17 protein-coding genes and 1 tRNA gene are annotated in these 16,689 nt (G+C 68.1%); 7 read left to right on the forward strand and 11 right to left on the reverse strand.

Going from position 1 to position 16,689, the window contains the following annotated elements; translation table 11 throughout:
• The first annotated feature begins 292 nt into the window (after positions 1–292).
• The 3 genes from VIM26_RS00150 to VIM26_RS00160 all read left to right on the forward strand — a co-directional run bounded on the left by VIM26_RS00150 (position 293) and on the right by VIM26_RS00160 (position 2,099).
• The gene (locus tag VIM26_RS00150; RefSeq protein ID WP_331948277.1) at positions 293–655 is read left to right on the forward strand and encodes a hypothetical protein; all 363 of its coding nucleotides are present in this window, start codon (positions 293–295) and stop codon (positions 653–655) included.
• Between the two features lie 193 nt (positions 656–848).
• The gene (locus VIM26_RS00155; protein ID WP_331948278.1) at positions 849–1,415 is read left to right on the forward strand and encodes a hypothetical protein; all 567 of its coding nucleotides are present in this window, start codon (positions 849–851) and stop codon (positions 1,413–1,415) included.
• A gap of 81 nt (positions 1,416–1,496) precedes the next feature.
• A complete protein-coding gene (locus tag VIM26_RS00160) occupies positions 1,497–2,099 on the forward strand; it encodes a hypothetical protein (RefSeq protein ID WP_331948279.1) in 603 nt (200 codons plus the stop codon).
• A 202-nt stretch (positions 2,100–2,301) separates the two neighbouring features.
• On the opposite strand, the gene VIM26_RS00165 is transcribed toward VIM26_RS00160, so the two are convergent.
• The 8 genes from VIM26_RS00165 to VIM26_RS00200 all read right to left on the reverse strand — a co-directional run bounded on the left by VIM26_RS00165 (position 2,302) and on the right by VIM26_RS00200 (position 9,352).
• Positions 2,302–2,943 (reverse strand): hypothetical protein, encoded by a 642-nt coding sequence (locus VIM26_RS00165; protein ID WP_331948280.1) that lies wholly within the window; start codon positions 2,941–2,943, stop codon positions 2,302–2,304.
• A gap of 84 nt (positions 2,944–3,027) precedes the next feature.
• Positions 3,028–3,498, reverse strand: coding sequence for a hypothetical protein (locus VIM26_RS00170; RefSeq protein WP_331948281.1), 471 nt, complete (start codon positions 3,496–3,498; stop codon positions 3,028–3,030).
• 2 nt (positions 3,499–3,500) lie between these two features.
• On the reverse strand, positions 3,501–3,671 hold the full coding sequence (locus VIM26_RS00175; protein WP_331948282.1) for a hypothetical protein: 171 nt from the start codon (positions 3,669–3,671) through the stop codon (positions 3,501–3,503).
• Positions 3,672–4,175: 504 nt separating this feature from the next.
• Positions 4,176–5,399 (reverse strand): PQQ-binding-like beta-propeller repeat protein, encoded by a 1,224-nt coding sequence (locus VIM26_RS00180; protein ID WP_331948283.1) that lies wholly within the window; start codon positions 5,397–5,399, stop codon positions 4,176–4,178.
• 267 nt (positions 5,400–5,666) lie between these two features.
• A complete protein-coding gene (locus tag VIM26_RS00185) occupies positions 5,667–5,960 on the reverse strand; it encodes a hypothetical protein (protein ID WP_331948284.1) in 294 nt (97 codons plus the stop codon).
• A gap of 467 nt (positions 5,961–6,427) precedes the next feature.
• Positions 6,428–6,685: a hypothetical protein gene (locus VIM26_RS00190; protein WP_331948285.1), complete on the reverse strand. Its 258-nt coding sequence runs from the start codon at positions 6,683–6,685 to the stop codon at positions 6,428–6,430.
• 463 nt (positions 6,686–7,148) lie between these two features.
• Complete coding sequence (locus VIM26_RS00195; protein ID WP_331948286.1) at positions 7,149–8,666, reverse strand: hypothetical protein; 1,518 nt, start codon at positions 8,664–8,666, stop codon at positions 7,149–7,151.
• A gap of 410 nt (positions 8,667–9,076) precedes the next feature.
• Complete coding sequence (locus VIM26_RS00200; RefSeq protein WP_331948287.1) at positions 9,077–9,352, reverse strand: hypothetical protein; 276 nt, start codon at positions 9,350–9,352, stop codon at positions 9,077–9,079.
• A 230-nt stretch (positions 9,353–9,582) separates the two neighbouring features.
• Here VIM26_RS00200 and VIM26_RS00205 point away from each other — a divergent pair, with 230 nt between their 5' ends.
• Positions 9,583–9,831 (forward strand): hypothetical protein, encoded by a 249-nt coding sequence (locus VIM26_RS00205; RefSeq protein WP_331948288.1) that lies wholly within the window; start codon positions 9,583–9,585, stop codon positions 9,829–9,831.
• Positions 9,832–10,787: 956 nt separating this feature from the next.
• On the opposite strand, the gene VIM26_RS00210 is transcribed toward VIM26_RS00205, so the two are convergent.
• Positions 10,788–11,153: a hypothetical protein gene (locus tag VIM26_RS00210; RefSeq protein ID WP_331948290.1), complete on the reverse strand. Its 366-nt coding sequence runs from the start codon at positions 11,151–11,153 to the stop codon at positions 10,788–10,790.
• Positions 11,154–11,445: 292 nt separating this feature from the next.
• On the opposite strand from VIM26_RS00210, the gene mobF reads away from it, so the two are divergent.
• From mobF to VIM26_RS00225, 3 genes are read left to right on the forward strand one after another with little or no spacing between them, the layout of a single operon-like run.
• Complete coding sequence (mobF, locus tag VIM26_RS00215; RefSeq protein ID WP_331948291.1) at positions 11,446–14,406, forward strand: MobF family relaxase; 2,961 nt, start codon at positions 11,446–11,448, stop codon at positions 14,404–14,406.
• Between the two features lie 36 nt (positions 14,407–14,442).
• Entirely contained in the window at positions 14,443–14,634 is a 192-nt protein-coding gene (locus VIM26_RS00220) for a helix-turn-helix domain-containing protein (protein ID WP_331948292.1), read from the forward strand.
• The gene (locus tag VIM26_RS00225; RefSeq protein WP_331948293.1) at positions 14,634–15,785 is read left to right on the forward strand and encodes a tyrosine-type recombinase/integrase; all 1,152 of its coding nucleotides are present in this window, start codon (positions 14,634–14,636) and stop codon (positions 15,783–15,785) included. The genes VIM26_RS00220 and VIM26_RS00225 overlap by 1 nt, the downstream gene beginning before the upstream one ends.
• A gap of 17 nt (positions 15,786–15,802) precedes the next feature.
• On the opposite strand, the gene VIM26_RS00230 is transcribed toward VIM26_RS00225, so the two are convergent.
• Both VIM26_RS00230 and VIM26_RS00235 read right to left on the reverse strand, forming a co-directional pair.
• Positions 15,803–15,875 (reverse strand) — tRNA-Arg (locus VIM26_RS00230).
• Positions 15,876–16,129: 254 nt separating this feature from the next.
• Positions 16,130–16,558 carry an AMIN-like domain-containing (lipo)protein gene (locus VIM26_RS00235; protein ID WP_331948294.1) on the reverse strand — a complete coding sequence of 143 codons (429 nt, stop codon included), beginning with the start codon at positions 16,556–16,558 and terminating at the stop codon, positions 16,130–16,132.
• Positions 16,559–16,689 lie beyond the last annotated feature (131 nt).

A 16,689-nucleotide genomic window follows, 5' to 3' on the forward strand; every position in this document is an offset into this window, starting at 1 on the left:
CTGCGCTCGACCGCCATCAGCCTGATCCGCCTCAGCGGGACCAACAACATCGCGAAAGCCACCCGACATCACGCCAGAGACGCCGCCCGACCCGCGAAACTACTCCTCACCTGCTGAAACACGACTTTGACGAGACCCTGCGTGCGGATGGACCTCCGGCGGCCACCGCCATCTCACTGAAATCGCGGAGGGGGTGCCGCGTTGAGGGCAGCTATTCTCCCGAGTTCGTGCTGCAGGCCGGGCGGCGGTTGTGCCACCCGTCGATGCCTCACGGGCCGTCTAGTGTTCGAGCGTGGATCGCCTGGAGCACCAATGGCCCGATGTGGCCAAAGCACTCGACTCGCTCGGCGTCGCCCAGCAGAAGCAGGTCGCGGTCCGAGCGGCCGTCATTGCGCTAGAGGCCGTCGGCCAGACGGCCCCCGACGGTGATGAGCAAGCGGTGACCGCCGAAGTTGAACGACTCGATCTCCTTGCCTGGGACATCCAGGACAACGAAGCGGCCGCGCCCGATGCCTACGCCGCCGCCTTCCGCCGAGCAAGGGCCGTCAACGCGTACGTTCTGGCGCGATTCGGTGGGCGCCCAGCCGATGCCATCTTTGAAGCTCTGCACGCCCTCGGGGCACCCGTGGACGCGGGGCGGGCGCTCGGCCTGTAGGTGCTCGGTCGCGGCCGCGCCAGCGGGGAGGCAGCGGGGCTCGGCATGCGAGGCGAAACGCCCGCTCATGGCGCTGGCGGCACGGTGCGGTTGGTCCCCGTTCGGCGCGTTCGGGGCCCCCGGGCCGCGACGACTCGGGCAGACTCGGTCTGTGGCTTTCGACCAGAGCAGGGTCCCGGGCGGCGACGTCGGCGTGTTCGGCGAGCGCTGCCGCCGTGACGCCCTCGGGGCACTGGCGAAGCAGGAGTGGGCTGGAGTGTACGAGTGCACCAAGAGCTGGGTCGGTTGGGGTGGCGGCGCTTGGTTGCCCGACGCGTGGATCCTGTATGCCGCTTCGGCGCTCCTCAAGGGCGAGCCGCGAGGCGCGGTCAACTCGCTCGATCTCGGGCTCCGGGTGTGGATCGTGGGGCCTCAAGACCGCAGGGCGCTGGTATGGCTTCGGGGCATGGTCATCTGGCGCCGGTTGAACGACCCGAAGACCGCACTCTTGGATCTCGACGTCCAGGCTCCCGCGTGGTTGGCACCCGACCCGGCCGACCTGGTCGCCAGGTGCGCCGAGGCGGCCGCGCGGAGCCGGAAGCGGGTTCCGAGCGTCAAACCTCGTCCAGCTCTGTCGACGCCCGACTGGGCCTACGCGTCCGTCGCACCTGCCGTCGGTCGACGACAGGACGGGGACATTCCGAGCGTATGGGAGCAGGTCGAGCCGTTGTTCAACCAAGACCCGCCGGCGCCTTCGTCGCTGAGAGGCGAAGGCGCCTGAGGCGACGGGATCTCCCAGAGGTTCGTCACCTGACAGGATGCGGGCATGCCTCCGGTCTCTGCAGCGGATGACGCCCGGTGGATGTCCGACGTCGACGTCCGGCTGGACCACCGCCGGATCGTCGAGGCGGACCTTGACTGGCTGGCGGGCGTGAGACGCCTGACGCTTTGGGCGGTGAAGCTGCCGCCTGGACTTCTCGCCCGGCTTCCGGCGCTCGAGTTCCTCGACGTTCGTGGCGGCACGGGGACAAGTGCCGACTTCGTCGCCGGTTGCACTCGGCTGCGGGTGCTCGTCGTGAATCAGGTCAGAGGGATGATCGACGTGAGCGCCATCGGACAGCTCCAGAGTCTCGAGCTGCTCAGCCTGTACGGGCTGCCAAGAGTGACCGCGCTACCGCGCGCGAGACGACTCGCTGCACTGCGCCGGGTGGAGCTGGGATCGATGAAGGGCCTGACTGGGCTGGATCCGGTGCTGGAGGCACCGAACCTGAGTGAACTGCAGCTGATCCGGTCGGTGTACCTGTCGAAGAACGACGTCACCGCGATTCGCGACCACCCCACGCTGCAGGCGTTCGGCTGGTTGGCTGAAAATGTGCCTGGCAAGACCTGGATGCCGGTGGTCGAGGCAATCGACAAGCCCAAGCCGGCTCTCTTCAGACCCGAGCACTGGCTCGATATGACCTGACGGAAGAGTCCGCTCATGCCGCGTCCCCCCCCCACGATTTCAGTGAGATGGCGGTGGCCGCCGGAGGTCCATCCGCACGCCTCAAGCCCGATTCTTGGGGGTAGTCCATCTCACTGAAATCGTGGGGGGACGCCACCTCAGTCGCTGGCGGGACCACCACTTGGCGACCGCTATGCGGCATGACCGGACGGACGCACCGACTTCAGTCCGCTAGGTAGGGCCAGGGTGGAAGCGGAGTTTCGGGGGCCAGGATCGCGACGTTGTCAGCCGAGGCGACAAGCCGACCGTGTTCGTCGTCCCCCATGACGACTTCCAGTCGAGCATCTTGGGTGACGAATGAGATCCGCGGACACCAGAAACCTGGGGATGGGCGATCCCACGGGGTGTAGTGGAGTTCAACGGTTTCTATGGGTGCGCGCAACATCGGCGACCAAAGTGACGTGAGCGTCGCCTCCCAGACTGCTACCAGCCCGTCTGGCGAGACAACCGAGCCGAGCATCGGTCCCTTCCTGAGCCCGATTCCTTCATGGTCCCCGGGCGGGTCCCACGTCAACGACCAACTCACGCCATCCACCGTTTCAAGTTCGATCCCGAAGTCCAAAGCGTCGAACCCGTCAAAGCGCCAAGTCGGGCGCTCCAACTCCCTGGCGTCGTCGATGAGTCGAACGCCAGAGTCGATCAGCTCGGGATGAGACTCCTCGCGCAGGTAGTCGATGGTCACGTAGCGGACCAACGCGATCCGGTTGCCGACGAGACCTTCGACATGCTCTCGACGCTCCGCGACCTCGAGGTCAGACGCCGCCCAGGACCACACTCGCCGTGGGGTCTGCTCTCCCTCGTTCATCTTCCAAGGATGACGCACCGGCCACCTGCGGCATGAGCGGTAGACCGGTCGTTGGGATATAACGGGTCGGCCACGTGTGGCCGGTCAGCTGCCGAGCCGTCCGGCGATCCGGTCTTGCCATGCCGCATGGAGGGCCGCGGCGTCGGTCGAGGGAACTTCGACCTGGACGATCGTGCGGGTCGCAGCCTCCCAGCGCAGCAGGCCCGCCTCGTGCATGACGGCGAAGAGATCAACGATGTCGCGGCGCGTCCGAGCCAGGCCCACGTGCCCGTTTCCCGGTTTCAGCAGTTCATCGATCGAGGTCGGATAGGTGGTGTCGAGGCGTGCGTTGCGGATCGGAAAGCGCACCGCCCCCAGGTCGTGCAGCGTGACGTCCGGGTGGGTTGCCGCGTATTCGACGTACTCCCACATCGGGACGTCCGGTCTGTCGGTGCTCTCCGGGCCGACGAGCACGCCCGCCAGGGTGCTTTCGATGTCCACACCGTCCGGCGCCGACTCGACGATCATCCGCACCCTCTCGCGTCGCTCGTCTTCAGTCATGCCGCTGTCGCTCATCGTCATACCCTCCTGTTCACGTCCTGACCGACACCAACGGCCTCGTCCAGCGCCGGGAAATACCCCAACCGGGCGAAACACCGCGACAGGACCACCAGCGCCAGCAGGTGCTCATCAGTATCAGCCCCACCCCGGGCCCACGACATCTCCTCCGACAGAGGAGTGATGAACATTGCAACTCCCGCGTCGACAGCAACCTCTTGAACCGCGGATTGCGACCGTCCGCTCGATCGGGGCAACGGGTCATCGTACGGAAACCCTCGACAGGTGGGGCCGTGGCCTTGGCGTACGGACCGTCCGCGCGGCGCTTAACGACCGCTAAGTGATGGGTCTGAACCGAGTCCACCGCATACTTGAGGAGGTCTCAGACCTCCTCAAGTAGGAACCCGCTGGCTGTTAAGACTATTTGGCGTGAGTCATGGCGCCTAGCTCCTCGGTGAGCAGGGCGAGGACGCTGGCGACCAGCCAACGCACCACCACTTCTTGTCCTATTTCCGGCTCAAGGCGGCACAGAAGAAGCCCTGCTCACAGGGCATGCCCACCGCGTACTTGAGGAGGTCTGGTCTGAGGCTAGACGTGATACCCATTCCCCAGACCAAACCTGCGCAGAATTGTTCCCGTCAATGCAGTTCCGATCGAGCAGGCGGTTCCGGCGGCCAGTCCGATGAACCCACCCATCAGGTGCCGGGAATGCGGTAGCCGGTCAAGCCGGCCGTCCAGGTGAAGACGACGAGCGTGCCGTTCGCGCCGGCGATCTGTTGCATGTTGTTGTCCGCGATCTTGATGGAACGCAGCGGGGTTGCTTTTGTGGCGGTCGTCGAGAATCCGATGAGGGTGTCGGCGTAGGAGATGAGCCACACGGTGTTGCCGATTCGTACCGGGCTGCCGGGGAATGGCGGCAGCGCGGCCGACCACTGGACCTTGCCGGTGACCGCGGACAGTCGTTCGATCACTCCGACTCGCGGGCTCGTTCCAATGGTTGCCGTGACGAACACGGTGTTCGCGTCTGCTCCGCCCACGCTGATCCACTCGGCACCCGGAACCCGGTCCCGCCACTGCCAGGGGCACGTGCTTTGCCCGCAGCCGCTCGTGTTGGCCGCGGCGACGTACTGACCAGACGCGGCGATAAGGCGACCACCGGCGACCACAGGCAGGTTCGAACCGATGGGTGTGGACCACAACTTCGTGCCGGTCGCGCCGTTCAAGGCGACCGTCCCGCCGTACTTCTCGTCGGACACGTACAGCACCCCGCCGACCGCTGCGGTACCGGCGATGTAGACGACCGGGCTCTTCACGTGCCAAAGCAGCTTGCCATCGCTGACTCTGAACGCGTACAGCAAGTTCCCTTCGTAGTTGTAGACGTACGCACGACCGGAGTCGACGACCATCGGGTGGGACGGCTGTCCGTTGGACGGCGCGTTTGGCTCGCTGGCACTCCAGGCGACCTTGTGGGTGGTGATGTTGACAGCGACGATTCCGGCTGCCTGCCACCAGCCGCTATATGGCATCAGCGCGAGGTTGCCGACGACCGTGAGGCCGTACGTGTAGTCGCGGCCTGTGAACTGGGTGTCGCCGGGCAGAGTGGTACTCCACAGGGTTGCGCCGGTCTTGGCTGAGGCCGCGACCAGCCGGTCGGGCAGGCCGAGGGCGCTGTTGTACGCGTGGTAGATGACCCCGTTCACGATCGCGGGCGCGCGCGCCGCCCCGGACGGGGTCGTCAGCTTCCACGCCTGCTTCAGTTGCACCGCGGTCGCGGCGGTGATGACATGCTCACCCGCGTTCGTGGCCGCGTTACCGCCGCCGCCGGACTCCGACGACCACACGTCCGGCGGCACGATCGTGGTGGCGCCGACCGATGGTGCGCTGAGCAGGGTCATCGCGGCGAGGGCTGACAACGCCACCACGACACGGAATGCGCGCACACGTGGACCCGCAGAAGCTGTACCCATCGCGACCTCATCACCGAAGATCCTGGCGGCGAGGAGCCCGGTCCACGGGCTCGATCAGCCCACGTCGGCGACCTCACAAGCATCCCAAAACGGGATGAAGACGGTCAAAGTATCACCAATACCCCAGATACTTGTCATCGCGGAGGGCAAGATCACCGCGCCGCCGGTCCCAGCGCACCTCAACGAGCGAGAGCGCCTCGTGCTCGCGGCAGGCGGGGGTCAGGACCCGTTCCCACAGGAGCGCCGCGACCAAAGGCGCCGCCTGTGCATGCCGGCGGCGAGCAGGGACGCGAGGTCGACCTGCCGGGCCCGTGTGCCGCCGATGGCGGGCCCGATGAGCTCGTGCGCGCTGGAGAACGACCCAGGAGGCGGTCGAGACCCCCACCCGGCGACGGGGTCCACCCCGCCGGGCCGGCCGGCCAGCGCCGACAGCCGCATCAGCAGCACGAAGGAGGCCAGGGCGAGCTCGAGGAATCCCTCCAACCCGAAGCCCAACACGCCGACGGCTAGCATGGCCATTCCTTACATGGCCAGGCGTGCGCAATCCGCATTTCGGTGTCAGCGTGGTCAGCGATGCGCGCCCGGATCCGGACAGCGACGACCCGAGCCCAGACGTGACCGCCAGCGCAGCACCTACCGCCACTCAAGTCGCTGGCGGCGGAACCATCACTTGACGACCGCTAAGTTGTGTCGAGCGTCCTGCGCCGTCTGTGGACCACGGGCGGGTTTTCGTCACCTGCCGACTCAACCATCGGACTTGCATCCGCCTTGAAGTAGGGCTCGGGCCCGTCGCTCAGGTCGCGTCGAATACGTCAATCGTCAAGCCTGTTGCTCCAGCCCGTACCGACGGGTCGAGATATGACTACTCGTTTCTGTCCGTCACAAACCCACGTTGCCAGCGGACCCACTCGCCGGCAATCCAACAATCCTGCCGGGGAGGATAAGGAGTTGTTGCCCTCGTCCAATGCTGCGTGGTCAACTCACCGACGCCAGCCCTTGCGGGGCCAACCATGTCGGCTTCTTGCGTTGATCCATTTGTCGAAGTCAGCGGTGGATTTTAGCGGTACGTACGATCGGATCGACTCGGGCATGCCGAGGTAGGCCACTGCTTGGTGTCGCGCTCTGGAGGTGGTCCGGCCGTTGAGGATAAAGAAACCGATCATCGCCAGAAACCATAAGGCCGAGAGTGCAATACCTGGTGTCATGCGGGCTATCTGGAAAACAATCTCGAAGACCACGAATAATAGCCCGCAGATCCCGCCGATCCGATTATACCGAAGCGCCGCCCGTACAGACACGGCCGCCTCGGATCCCACCCGAGAATCCCAGCCCCCGGCCTGGGCACCGATTGTCCGGAAATCTCCTGCCGTCATCAGCAATCCCAACCTGTGGTACTACCCGACCCAGATGTCAGCCGCGAGCTCGGCCAAGTCGAAGACGCTCATCCGCTCAAGCACGCGGCCAGTATCGCGCACCCCGGAGCCCGGTCCGTCCGGTCCTCGTCAGGATGCGTCAGCGCCATGCGGGCCGGGACTGGGGCACGAGTGACACCGATCTCATCATCGGTGCACGGACCGCTTGGGCGGTGGTTAACGACCGCTATGTGGTGCAACGCGCATCACGCACCCCCGCGTCGCGTGGCGCGAGGGCGATGTCAACCACAAACCTTGCCTGCCCCGATGGCTGCCCTTGCGAAGCCGTTCAGTCGCGGCGAAGGATCCGTAGCCATCGCCGTGGGCGGCTCGGCTTCGTCATGGCGATGGCATCGTCATCGGGCACCAGGGCAGAGGGCGGCGGAAGCTGGATTCGAGCGTGGAAAGCCACGTTCCGGCGTGTGGCTTCGCCAAGGGAGTCGGTTGCGAGCAGTTCGCGGATGCGTTCGCTCTGCGCCTCCGACAGGACCGCGTACGTGGTTGCGGCGCTGGTCTCGAGCCAGTTGCGTACGCCTTCGAGCCCTCGAGACGCCAGTTGTGAGTCGGCGTCCGCACAGGCCCGGAGGTCGGCCTCGACTCGGTCCCAGCTGCCGGCCCCGCGGCTCAGCAGCCAGGCGGCTCGCCGGCTCCATGTCTGCTCGGAGGTCCAGGCGACTTCCGCTGTTGCCCGCGGGGCTTGGAGGCGAACAAGGGCTCGCGCGGCAGTAGAGCTCACGCGAGGACTCGAGTCCAGCAGTACCGGCTCCAGTGCGGCGACTGCCTCTTCCCTTGCCGCGTACGTGCTCACCCCGGTGACCGCGGCTGCTCGGACTCGAACGCGGCTGTGACGCAGCCGCGTCGTGAACGCTGCGAGGTCCTGGGGTCCGCCTACCGCGGCGAGCCCGTCCAAAGACGCAGCTAGGGTGCGCGCCGGCGTGGTGGGCACGTCGAGCTGTCCGCGGTACCAGTCCGCCGCGTCAATGCCTCGGCGGCGGGCGCGCCAGCGCACCTGTTCACGCACGCGGGGGGCTGGGTCGGCGAGCAGCGGAACCAGGTCATCGTCGTCGAGGTCGTCGTCGGGGATTCGGGCGAGTGCCACAAGCCGGGCCTCGACAGTTCTTGCGGTCAGGAGCGTGCGTAGCTGCTGTGGTGTCGCGACTTCCGAGAGCCACTCGGAGCAGGCGGCGCGAAGCCACTGGTCCGGGTCGGACCATACTGCGGCCAGCAGCTGTTCGGACGTCAGGAGGTGGCGCTCGTGGCCGAAGGTGAACGCCCATCGACGAACATCGCGCTGCCGGGAGGACAGCAGAGGGGCGAGGAACTCCCCCGCTGACAGCACGTCGAGGAAGGTCTCGCGCACCGACTCGAGGGCGGCTGCGGCGTACTGGCGACCGCGCCCAGCCAACAGCACTCCAAGGACGACCTCTGCATTGCTGGCGGCCGGCCTGGAGAGAAGTGCACGCCGTGCTTCCTCGCGGACTTGGGGGACGCGGTCGAGCAGGCGGACGGCAATTGCGGTCGTGGCCAAGCGGCTGTCCCTCTCGGCAAGCATCCGAGTGGCTCGCTGTCGGATTCGTCCGTCCACGTGGAGGCTGGTGACCGCCGCGACAAACCCAGTGGGCTCGGCGGCCGACGTGCCGAGCCATCCTCGGGTGCCGCTAACGGGGGTTCCGTCGGCGTAGGTGAAGGCGCGGGCGGCTTCATCCAGCAGCAGCCACGACCTGCCATCGAGTTGCTCAAGCAGTTGCGCGCCGGCAACCCAGGCGTCGGTTCCCCCTTCGGTCGCGGCAAGAGCAAGCTCTCTCACGACGTCTCGCGCCTCAGGCAATGTCATCACCGCCCCATCATTTCGGGAACGTGTGTCTCCGTCGCCCTGATTCGCCGTGAACCACAGGGTCTGTAGCTTGACTCCTTGTCGCTTGCCACCGGGATGGGACCACCTCCGATGGCGATGCAGCCCGCCTGAGCCGGCGCGGCCACGAGTTGGCCGCGCCGGAACTGATCGATCTGGAGGTCGCATCGGTCTGGAGACGACGGGTCATGGCCGGGCAGCTCGACGTGCGACGCGCCGACCTCGCCCTGGCGGATCTCTTGGCCATGCCGCTGCAACGGATCCCCATTGACGCTGGTCGCCGAACACCACTTAACGCCACCCAAGTCGCTGGCGGCCGCCACTTGATGCGACCGCGGAGCGGCATGTACGGGCGCTCCGATCGGTCAGCCGAGTTGGCGCGACTGATCTGCTCGCACCTTGAGATCACGCCAGTCCTGGACAGCGAGATGAGTTGCATCGATCAGTAGCGCGAGGTCGCCTCCGGCGGTCACGAAGATATCGTCGATGACAGATTCGGGGGGATTGACCTCGCCATAGCAGTCATGCCACGCGAGGTCGAAGAGATCCAGGATCTGCACGACGGTGTCGACATGGTTCGGGAACTCAGCCTGGACACGGGGCAACTGCTGCAGCCGATGTGCCTGCCGACCGATCGCCATGTTTGGAGTGTAGGTGCGCCCTCCCCGCGGCATGAGCGGAAGGCTCGGAATGAACGTGTGTCCTGCTGGCACGATTGGACCATCCCGACAACAGGTGCGGCCGGGCACCGGAGGCGGGAGCCGACGCGGCGGGAGTGGATGGCAGCAGGCGGGGACCGCTCTCGAGGTCAGCGACCGTGACCCGGGTAGTCCCTGCCGCGCCAGCTCCGCGCGGCATAAAGGGGGTTCTCGTGCAGGACCGCTGGTTCGTCATCGGGAAGCTCCGAGACGACGGCTCGTTCGAACTCACGCGGCTACCGGACGGCCTCGCCCTGACCGCACGCTCTTGGGATGACGTCTGGGCCACCTGCCCGGAGTTCGGAGTGCGCTGGCGATCAGTTGAGTTTCTCGACGGCCCGACCCATGACCTGGTGGTCACCGCGTGGGGCAGGCATCCCGACATGCCCACTCGCCCGCCGACGTCGAACGCCCTCGAGTAGACGCACCCCAGCAACACCGAACGTCTCACCGTCGGGGCGACGTGATGATGCTGACTCGAAAACTCCCGCACCCACGGCGGCCCAAGCGAAGTGGCCAACGACTCATGCGACAGGGGTAGACCACGACCACCGAGAACCCGACGCCTCACGCTGGATCTGCGAATCTAACTCGATGGGTTACCGCCGCGACTTCGCTTGCCGGCGTCCACGGCATTGGTGACTTAATCAGCGGACGCAGGATACTGCGCTCAATCGCAGCAATCAGATTGAGATCAACCCATCCGAGGAGCTGCGCAGGGCGAACTGACCTTCGGTGAAAAACGGCCCAACCCACAACCCACCACGCCAATGCGAGAGGCACGATCGGCCAGAGAAGTACACCGCGAATCATCAAGAGCAGAAGGCCGACGAGGATCGGAAGAGGTGCTTGACCTCGGGATGCTTGGCTCACGGCAACCTCTCGGCTCGGATCGAAGTCCTCCACGCTGCGATCCTCGCACCTGAGCAGACGCAGCGCTGAACCTCGGCGTGCTCGGTTTGTGGGCTGGCGTTGCTCCCGCCCAAACAGCGCTTAGCGCCACCTAAACGCTGTTCCCCCGCCCAAGGGTCGAACGTGCTGACAATGCTGGTGAAGGGGGCCGCCTGCCCCGCGCAAGCCTCCCCGCAGATGACCGTAAGGTGCCCTGCCGACGAGGTGGCCGTGGACGATCGCGTCCGCGTTGACGCCTGAGTCGAACCAGCGCACGTCGCTGCACTCTCGGCAGTCAGCGGGCTGAACTCGCAACGAGGTTCGTACCGTGCTTCCGCATACTGCGGACACGCCCCCAGCCAGCCGCTCAAATCCTGGACTCTTCTTGCACGGCGTGCCGAGCAGGGGTTGGCGAGCCTGGTCGTCATCGCCGTCGGCGGGCTCGTCGTCCGCCGCCTGGGTCATCGTGCTGGCGGCGGCGCGGCGGTCAGGAACCCAGTCCCTGAACCAGCTCGGCGCAGTCGAAGCGCGCTTGCCCATCCTCGGAACAGACCTCAGCTTCGATGAGCTCGGCGTTGATTTCGAGCGCAGCGGTCGCGGCGAGCAGCAGGGTCACGCTCTCGGCCGCCGCTTCGAAGTACCCGGTTGCCATGCTCCCGAGTGAGACGACGAAATCAGGCTCCTCGTCGTTCGGCATCTGTAGGCAGACCTCGGGATCGGCCTTCTCGAGCCTGCCCACGAGGAGGTCGAGGTCGGCCTCGGTGATCGGCCCGGACGATCGCCACGTCAGGTAGCAGACGAACGCAGGCTCCAGCGGCACAGGGAACACCTCAACTGCCAGCGGATCGCTCACGAGATGAGCATCTCCGTGCTGAACGAATCCGTCCCGAGAATGCCTCAACCGGCCATCCCAGGCTCGCTCAGGCGAGGTGCCACAGATCGTGTTCTCCCGTGCGCGCACCTCCAGGTGCGGCTGGACACCGCAGGGCCTCGGCCCGATCGAGCTGCCACGTGCGCGGCGCGGGGTCTCTCCCGAGTGAGCCCTGTTTTCGCGGCTTCGGCGCACTCCTGCTGGGTAAGAGGCCAAGCACGAGACCTGGAGCGCGGTGGCAGGCCCTGACGAGGGAGGGGGTGGTTGCCCGGTGATGTCGATGCACAAGCTCGACGCCGGCGACGGGTATAAGTACCTGACCCGTCAGGTCGCTGCGGGCGACGCCCCCCTCGGGCCGGGTGAGTCGTTGACGGCGTACTACGCCCGGACCGGGAACCCGCCCGGGCGCTGGTGCGGCTCCGGGTTGGCCGGCCTCGGCGCCGGCGCGAACCGCCTGCAGCCCGGGGCGGTCGTTACCGAAGACGCCATGGCCGCAGTGTTCGGCAAGGGCCACGACCCGCTGACCGGTGAACCGCTCGGGCGGTCCTTCCTGCGCCAAACACCCACGACCCGGGTCAGCACGTCGTCAGGTCCGGATCCGGCGCCGCACACGGTGGTCGGGTTCGACCTGACGTTCACGGCCCCGAAGTCGGTGTCGGTGCTGTGGGCGTTGGCCGACGACGAAACCCGGGAGCAGGTGCACGCCGCGCACCGCGCCGCCCTGCAGGCGGCCCTGGAGTTCGTCGAGGCGAAGGTGGTACGGACCCGGGTCGGGGCGGGTGGGTGCCGGCAGGTCCGCACGGGCGGGATGATCGCGGCCGCGTTCGAGCACTTCGATACCCGGGCCACCGACCCGAACCTGCACACCCACGTCGTCCTCGCGAACAAGGCCCAGAGCGCCGACGGCGGGTGGCGGTCCCTGGACGGGCAGGCCGTGTACGCCGCGGCGGTGACGGTGTCCGAGCTGTACGACGTGCTGCTCGCCGACGAGCTCACCCGCCGTCTGCCCGTCGAGTGGGCCATGCGCGAGCGCGGGGCGCGGCGGAACCCCGCCTTCGAGCTCACCGGGATCGGCGAGGACGTGCTGGCCGGGTTTTCAACCCGGGCCGAGCAGATCCACGAAGCCGAGCTGGACTGGGCCGAGGACTTCCAGGCGAGCCACGGGCGGGCACCGTCCCGCACGGAGACGACCCGGGCCCGGCAGCACTTCGCGTTGGTGACCCGCGCCCCCAAGACCCTGCACCGGCTCACCGACCTGTTCACCCAGTGGGCCAACCGCGCCCGAGCCCTGACCGGCGTCGACCCCCACGACCTGGCCTCCCGCGCCTTGCGGGGCAGCTACGGGCGGGCGTTGCACGCCCACGACGTCGGCCCCGAGGTCCGGGCCGCCCTGACCGCCCAGGTGGTGGCCGACGTGTCGGAGAGGCGGTCGGTGTGGACGACGTGGAACCTGGGCGCCGCGGCGCTGCGCGCGTCCAAGCTGCTGCGGATGGCGACACCGGGCGACCGCCTCACGCTGCTCAACGAGATCACCCGGGACGCCGCCGCGGGGTGCGTGCGGCTCGACGACACCCGCGACCCGCAGACCCGGCGCACGGGTGAGGAGCTGTTCACCTGCGTCGAGCTGCTGGCCGCCGAGAAGACCCTGATCGACGCCGCCGAAGCCACCCCGTACCGCATGCGCCCTCTGGACGAGGCCGGCCGCGTCCTGGTCGACCCGCACCTCGCACCGCTCGCTTCCGACCAGCGCGCCGCGGTCGAGGCGGTCCTGACCTCCGGGCACCTGCTCGACGCGATGGTCGGCGCCGCCGGGTCGGGCAAGACCACCACCTTGGCCGCGCTCACCTCGTACTGGTCGACGCACATCGGACCGGTCGTCGGCCTGGCCCCGTCCGCGTCCGCCGCGCACACCCTGGCCACGGCCCTGGGCTCCCCGTGCGAGACCACCGCGAAGTGGCTGTGGGAGTCCACTGGGCAAGGTGCCGCCGAACGCCGCGCCCGGTACGACCTGCTCGAGCAGGCCAGGACCGCGGCCGCGACCTACGCCGAGCGGGACCAGGCCGAGCGCGCGCAGTGGCGGCTGCGCGCGGTCCAAGACCAATGGCGGTTCGGGTTCGGGCAACTCGTCATCATCGACGAAGCCTCCCTCGCCGACACCCGCACCCTCGCCGCACTCGTCACCCAGGCGCAGGGCGCCCGGGCGAAGGTGCTGCTCGTCGGGGACCACCTGCAACGAGGATCGGTCGACGCCGGCGGCGGGTTCGGGATGCTCGCCCGCCGCGGTCCCACCGCCGAGCTGACCACCCTGTGGCGGTTCACCCACCCCTGGGAAGCCCGCGCCAGCCTCGAGCTACGCCGCGCCCACCCCCAAGCCCTGGACGCGTACGAGGCACACGGCGCGATTAGCGCCGGCAGCAGCGAGGCGATGCTCGACGCCGCCCTGACCGCCGTCACCACCGCCCACGACAAGGGGCGGATCGCGATCCTGCAAGCGGTCGACAACCGCACCGTCCTCGCCCTGAACGCCCGCGCGCACGCCGACGGGATCCTCGCCGGCACCATCTCCCGCACGGGCGTCACCCTGCACGACGGGCTTACCGCCGGCGTCGGGGACCGCATCGTGACCCGCCGCAACAACCGCCACCTGACCACCGCCGACGGGTACGTCCGCAACGGCGCCTTCTGGGACATCACCACGGTCCTGCCCGGCGGCGCCGTCCTCGCCCGCCCCGCCCAGCAAGGAGGCGACGGCACCAGCGACGGCGCGACCGTCCGGCTGCCCGCGTCGTACGTCCGCGAGCACGTCGAGCTCGGGTACGCGACCACCACCGCCCGGACCCAGGGCATGACCGTCGACGAGACCCACACCATCGCTGCACCCGGCATGGGCCGCGAAGACCTCTACGTCGCCATGAGCCGCGGCCGCGACCTCAACCGCACCTACGTCATCACCGACGCCCACGACGACTGCCTCCCCCGCGCCGGCAAGCCCCCCACCGGCCGCGACATCCTCGACCAGATCCTCGCCACCAGCCACATCGAACTCGCCGCCACCGAAACCTGGGCCACCCACCACTCAGACGCCGCCGCGCCGGTCCCGCCGCTGCGCTCTCAGAGCCCCGGCCGCAACCGGGATCCACAGGGCCTCGATCGCTCCCGTCGTCCACAGAACGCGTTGAGCCGCTCGACAATCCCGGTCGAGCCGGCGCGAGATGGACCCGTGATGGGTCGCTAGCTCCCGCAGTACACCTATCCACCCCAGGAGAAGACGATGAACGAACCAATCCCTACCCCTCGGTTGTACTACCGCGTGAAGGAGGCCTCGCGGATCATGGGCGTCCCCGTTCGCACCCTGTACCACCTCGCCGAGACCGGGCAGGTGCCCTCCAGACGGCTGGGGACAGTCGTCCTCCTGCCCGCCGACTTCGTCTATCCGGACAGCGGCACCGACGGCGCGGCCTGATGGCAATCTCCCGGCGCACCCTGTCGTCGGGACAGGTGTCGTGGAGGGTCAAGATCTTCTCGGAGCAGCGGGTGATCGCGCAGAAGTCATTCCACCGCCTGTCGGACGCGAAGCGGTGGCAGGCGGACCAGACCTCGAAGCTCCGGGCAGGCGACTGGATCGATCCGGCGCGCGGCCGGATGAGTTTCGCCCGTCTCGCCGAGGAGTGGCAGTCGTCCCGCGAGCACCTGGCCGCGCGCAGCCAGGAGACGACGCGGTACCTCCTGGACCGTGACATCCTCCCGGTGCTCGGTCGTCTCCCGCTGGCGGCGATCAGCGCGACCGACATCGAGCTTGCGCTGACGGAGATGACGACGCGGGGTCTGGCCACATCAACAAGGAGGCGGGCGTTGTCGGTGATGCGCTTGGTGCTCGACCGTGCGCTTCAGGACCGCCGGCTCGCGACGAACGTCGCCAAACAGGTGCCGCTGCCGCACGGGAACACCCGCCGCGAGCCGCACTGGCTCAGCGCGCCGGAACTTGGACGGCTCGCCGACACGGTCCCGGTCCAGTGCCGGCCGGTTGTGCTCTTCCTCGGCCTGTCCGGCTGTCGCTTCTCCGAGATGGCCGCACTGACCGTCGGCGACGTCATCGAGACACCGCACGGTCTCGGCCTGCGGGTGCATCGAGCGGCGCCGCAGTCAAAGCGGACCAGCCGAGCGGTGCTGGGATCGACGAAGACGCACCGGTCGCGAACCGTTCCGGTGCCGGCCGCGGTCGCGGAGTACGTGCGGTGCCGCACCGCTGGCGCCGCATCGAGCGACTACCTGTTCCCGACGCCGAGCGGCCTCATCTGGACGAACACGAACTTCCGGCTTCGAAGCAAGTGGACCTCGAGCACTCGGTCTGCGGGCCTGGCGGGAACCACGATCCACGATCTGCGGCACACTGCGGCGTCGCTCCTCATCGCGGCCGGCGCCGACGTCAAGGCGGTCCAGGTCATCCTCGGGCACGCGTCAGCGACGATGACGATGGACCTGTACGGCCACCTGTTCTCCGACGCGCCGTGGCGCGCCATGGAGCGCCTGCCCGAGTTCACTGACCATTCACTGACCATTTCGGCTGAAGCGACCGACCCGACCGACCACCCCGACGAGGCCTCAGCCTCCTGACCTCCAATAACACTCTGTGCGCCTGGGCAGATTCGAACTGCCGACACCCGCTTTAGGAGAGCGGTGCTCTATCCCCTGAGCTACAGGCGCGAGAGACCTTGCGGACGTCCTGCCGCTCATGCGTGCGGCAGGTCGAGCTCGAGGTCTGGTCGCGGGCCGTCCCGGGTCGGTGTTCGACTCGGTGGACTGTGGTTGAGCGTACCCGGTGTGGGCGGGCGCCCGGGGGGCCTCGCCGAACCCGAACGGACCCGGCCGGCCCGACGGTCGGCCAGGTCGGTCGGGTCAGTCGGGTCAGCCGGGTCGGTCGGGTCGGTCGGGTCAGCCGGGTCGGTCGGGTCGGTCGTTCAGTGCGTGATGTCGACCACCACGTGCTGGTAGCCCGGTTCGCTGTACACCCAGGCCCGGAACGGCGTCTTCTCGTGGACGCCGACGGCGACCGTGGTGACGCCCTCGAACGACCCGGCGAACGTCACGGCCGCGAGGGAGTCCCAGCCGGCGATCGACGCGGGGGCGACGAGACTCGCGCCGGTCTGCGGCGCTGCGCGCCACGGCTGGTGCCCCTGGCTGTCCTCGCCGAAGATCGGCGCCCGGACGACGACCTGGAGCACGGCCCGACCGGCGACCGGCAGCGGGTCGCCCTTCGGGTCGGTGGTGACGACGGGCACGTACTTGACGACGAAGCCCACCGGCTGGGGGCCGTTGATGTCGAAGACCACGCGGTCGAAGCAGTCGTGCCGCCCGACGCGCACGGCGTAGAGCGGGGACTGGCTCATGTCCTCGCTGCCGATCTGCGGCTTGGTGGTCCAGCGGCGTTCCGCCGCGCAGGTGGACCGGGCGGCGGGCACGGTCGCGGGGGACGGTGTCGTCGGTGTGGCGGACGGCGTTGACGCGGACGGCGTCGTCG

This window comes from Pengzhenrongella sp. (assembly GCF_036565025.1).
In the GTDB taxonomy this organism is placed as follows: Bacteria; Actinomycetota; Actinomycetes; order Actinomycetales; family Cellulomonadaceae; genus Pengzhenrongella.

Coding starts and splice junctions, on each gene's coding strand:
- VIM26_RS00220 (WP_331948292.1), top strand. CDS start 14,443: ATGAACGAACCAATCCCTACCCCTCGGTTGTACTACCGCGTGAAGGAG.
- VIM26_RS00200 (WP_331948287.1), bottom strand. CDS start 9,352: ATGGCGATCGGTCGGCAGGCACATCGGCTGCAGCAGTTGCCCCGTGTC.
- VIM26_RS00165 (WP_331948280.1), bottom strand. CDS start 2,943: ATGAACGAGGGAGAGCAGACCCCACGGCGAGTGTGGTCCTGGGCGGCG.
- VIM26_RS00175 (WP_331948282.1), bottom strand. CDS start 3,671: ATGTTCATCACTCCTCTGTCGGAGGAGATGTCGTGGGCCCGGGGTGGG.
- mobF (WP_331948291.1), top strand. CDS start 11,446: ATGTCGATGCACAAGCTCGACGCCGGCGACGGGTATAAGTACCTGACC.
- VIM26_RS00160 (WP_331948279.1), top strand. CDS start 1,497: ATGTCCGACGTCGACGTCCGGCTGGACCACCGCCGGATCGTCGAGGCG.
- VIM26_RS00225 (WP_331948293.1), top strand. CDS start 14,634: ATGGCAATCTCCCGGCGCACCCTGTCGTCGGGACAGGTGTCGTGGAGG.
- VIM26_RS00235 (WP_331948294.1), bottom strand. CDS start 16,558: ATGAGCCAGTCCCCGCTCTACGCCGTGCGCGTCGGGCGGCACGACTGC.
- VIM26_RS00185 (WP_331948284.1), bottom strand. CDS start 5,960: ATGCTAGCCGTCGGCGTGTTGGGCTTCGGGTTGGAGGGATTCCTCGAG.
- VIM26_RS00170 (WP_331948281.1), bottom strand. CDS start 3,498: ATGAGCGACAGCGGCATGACTGAAGACGAGCGACGCGAGAGGGTGCGG.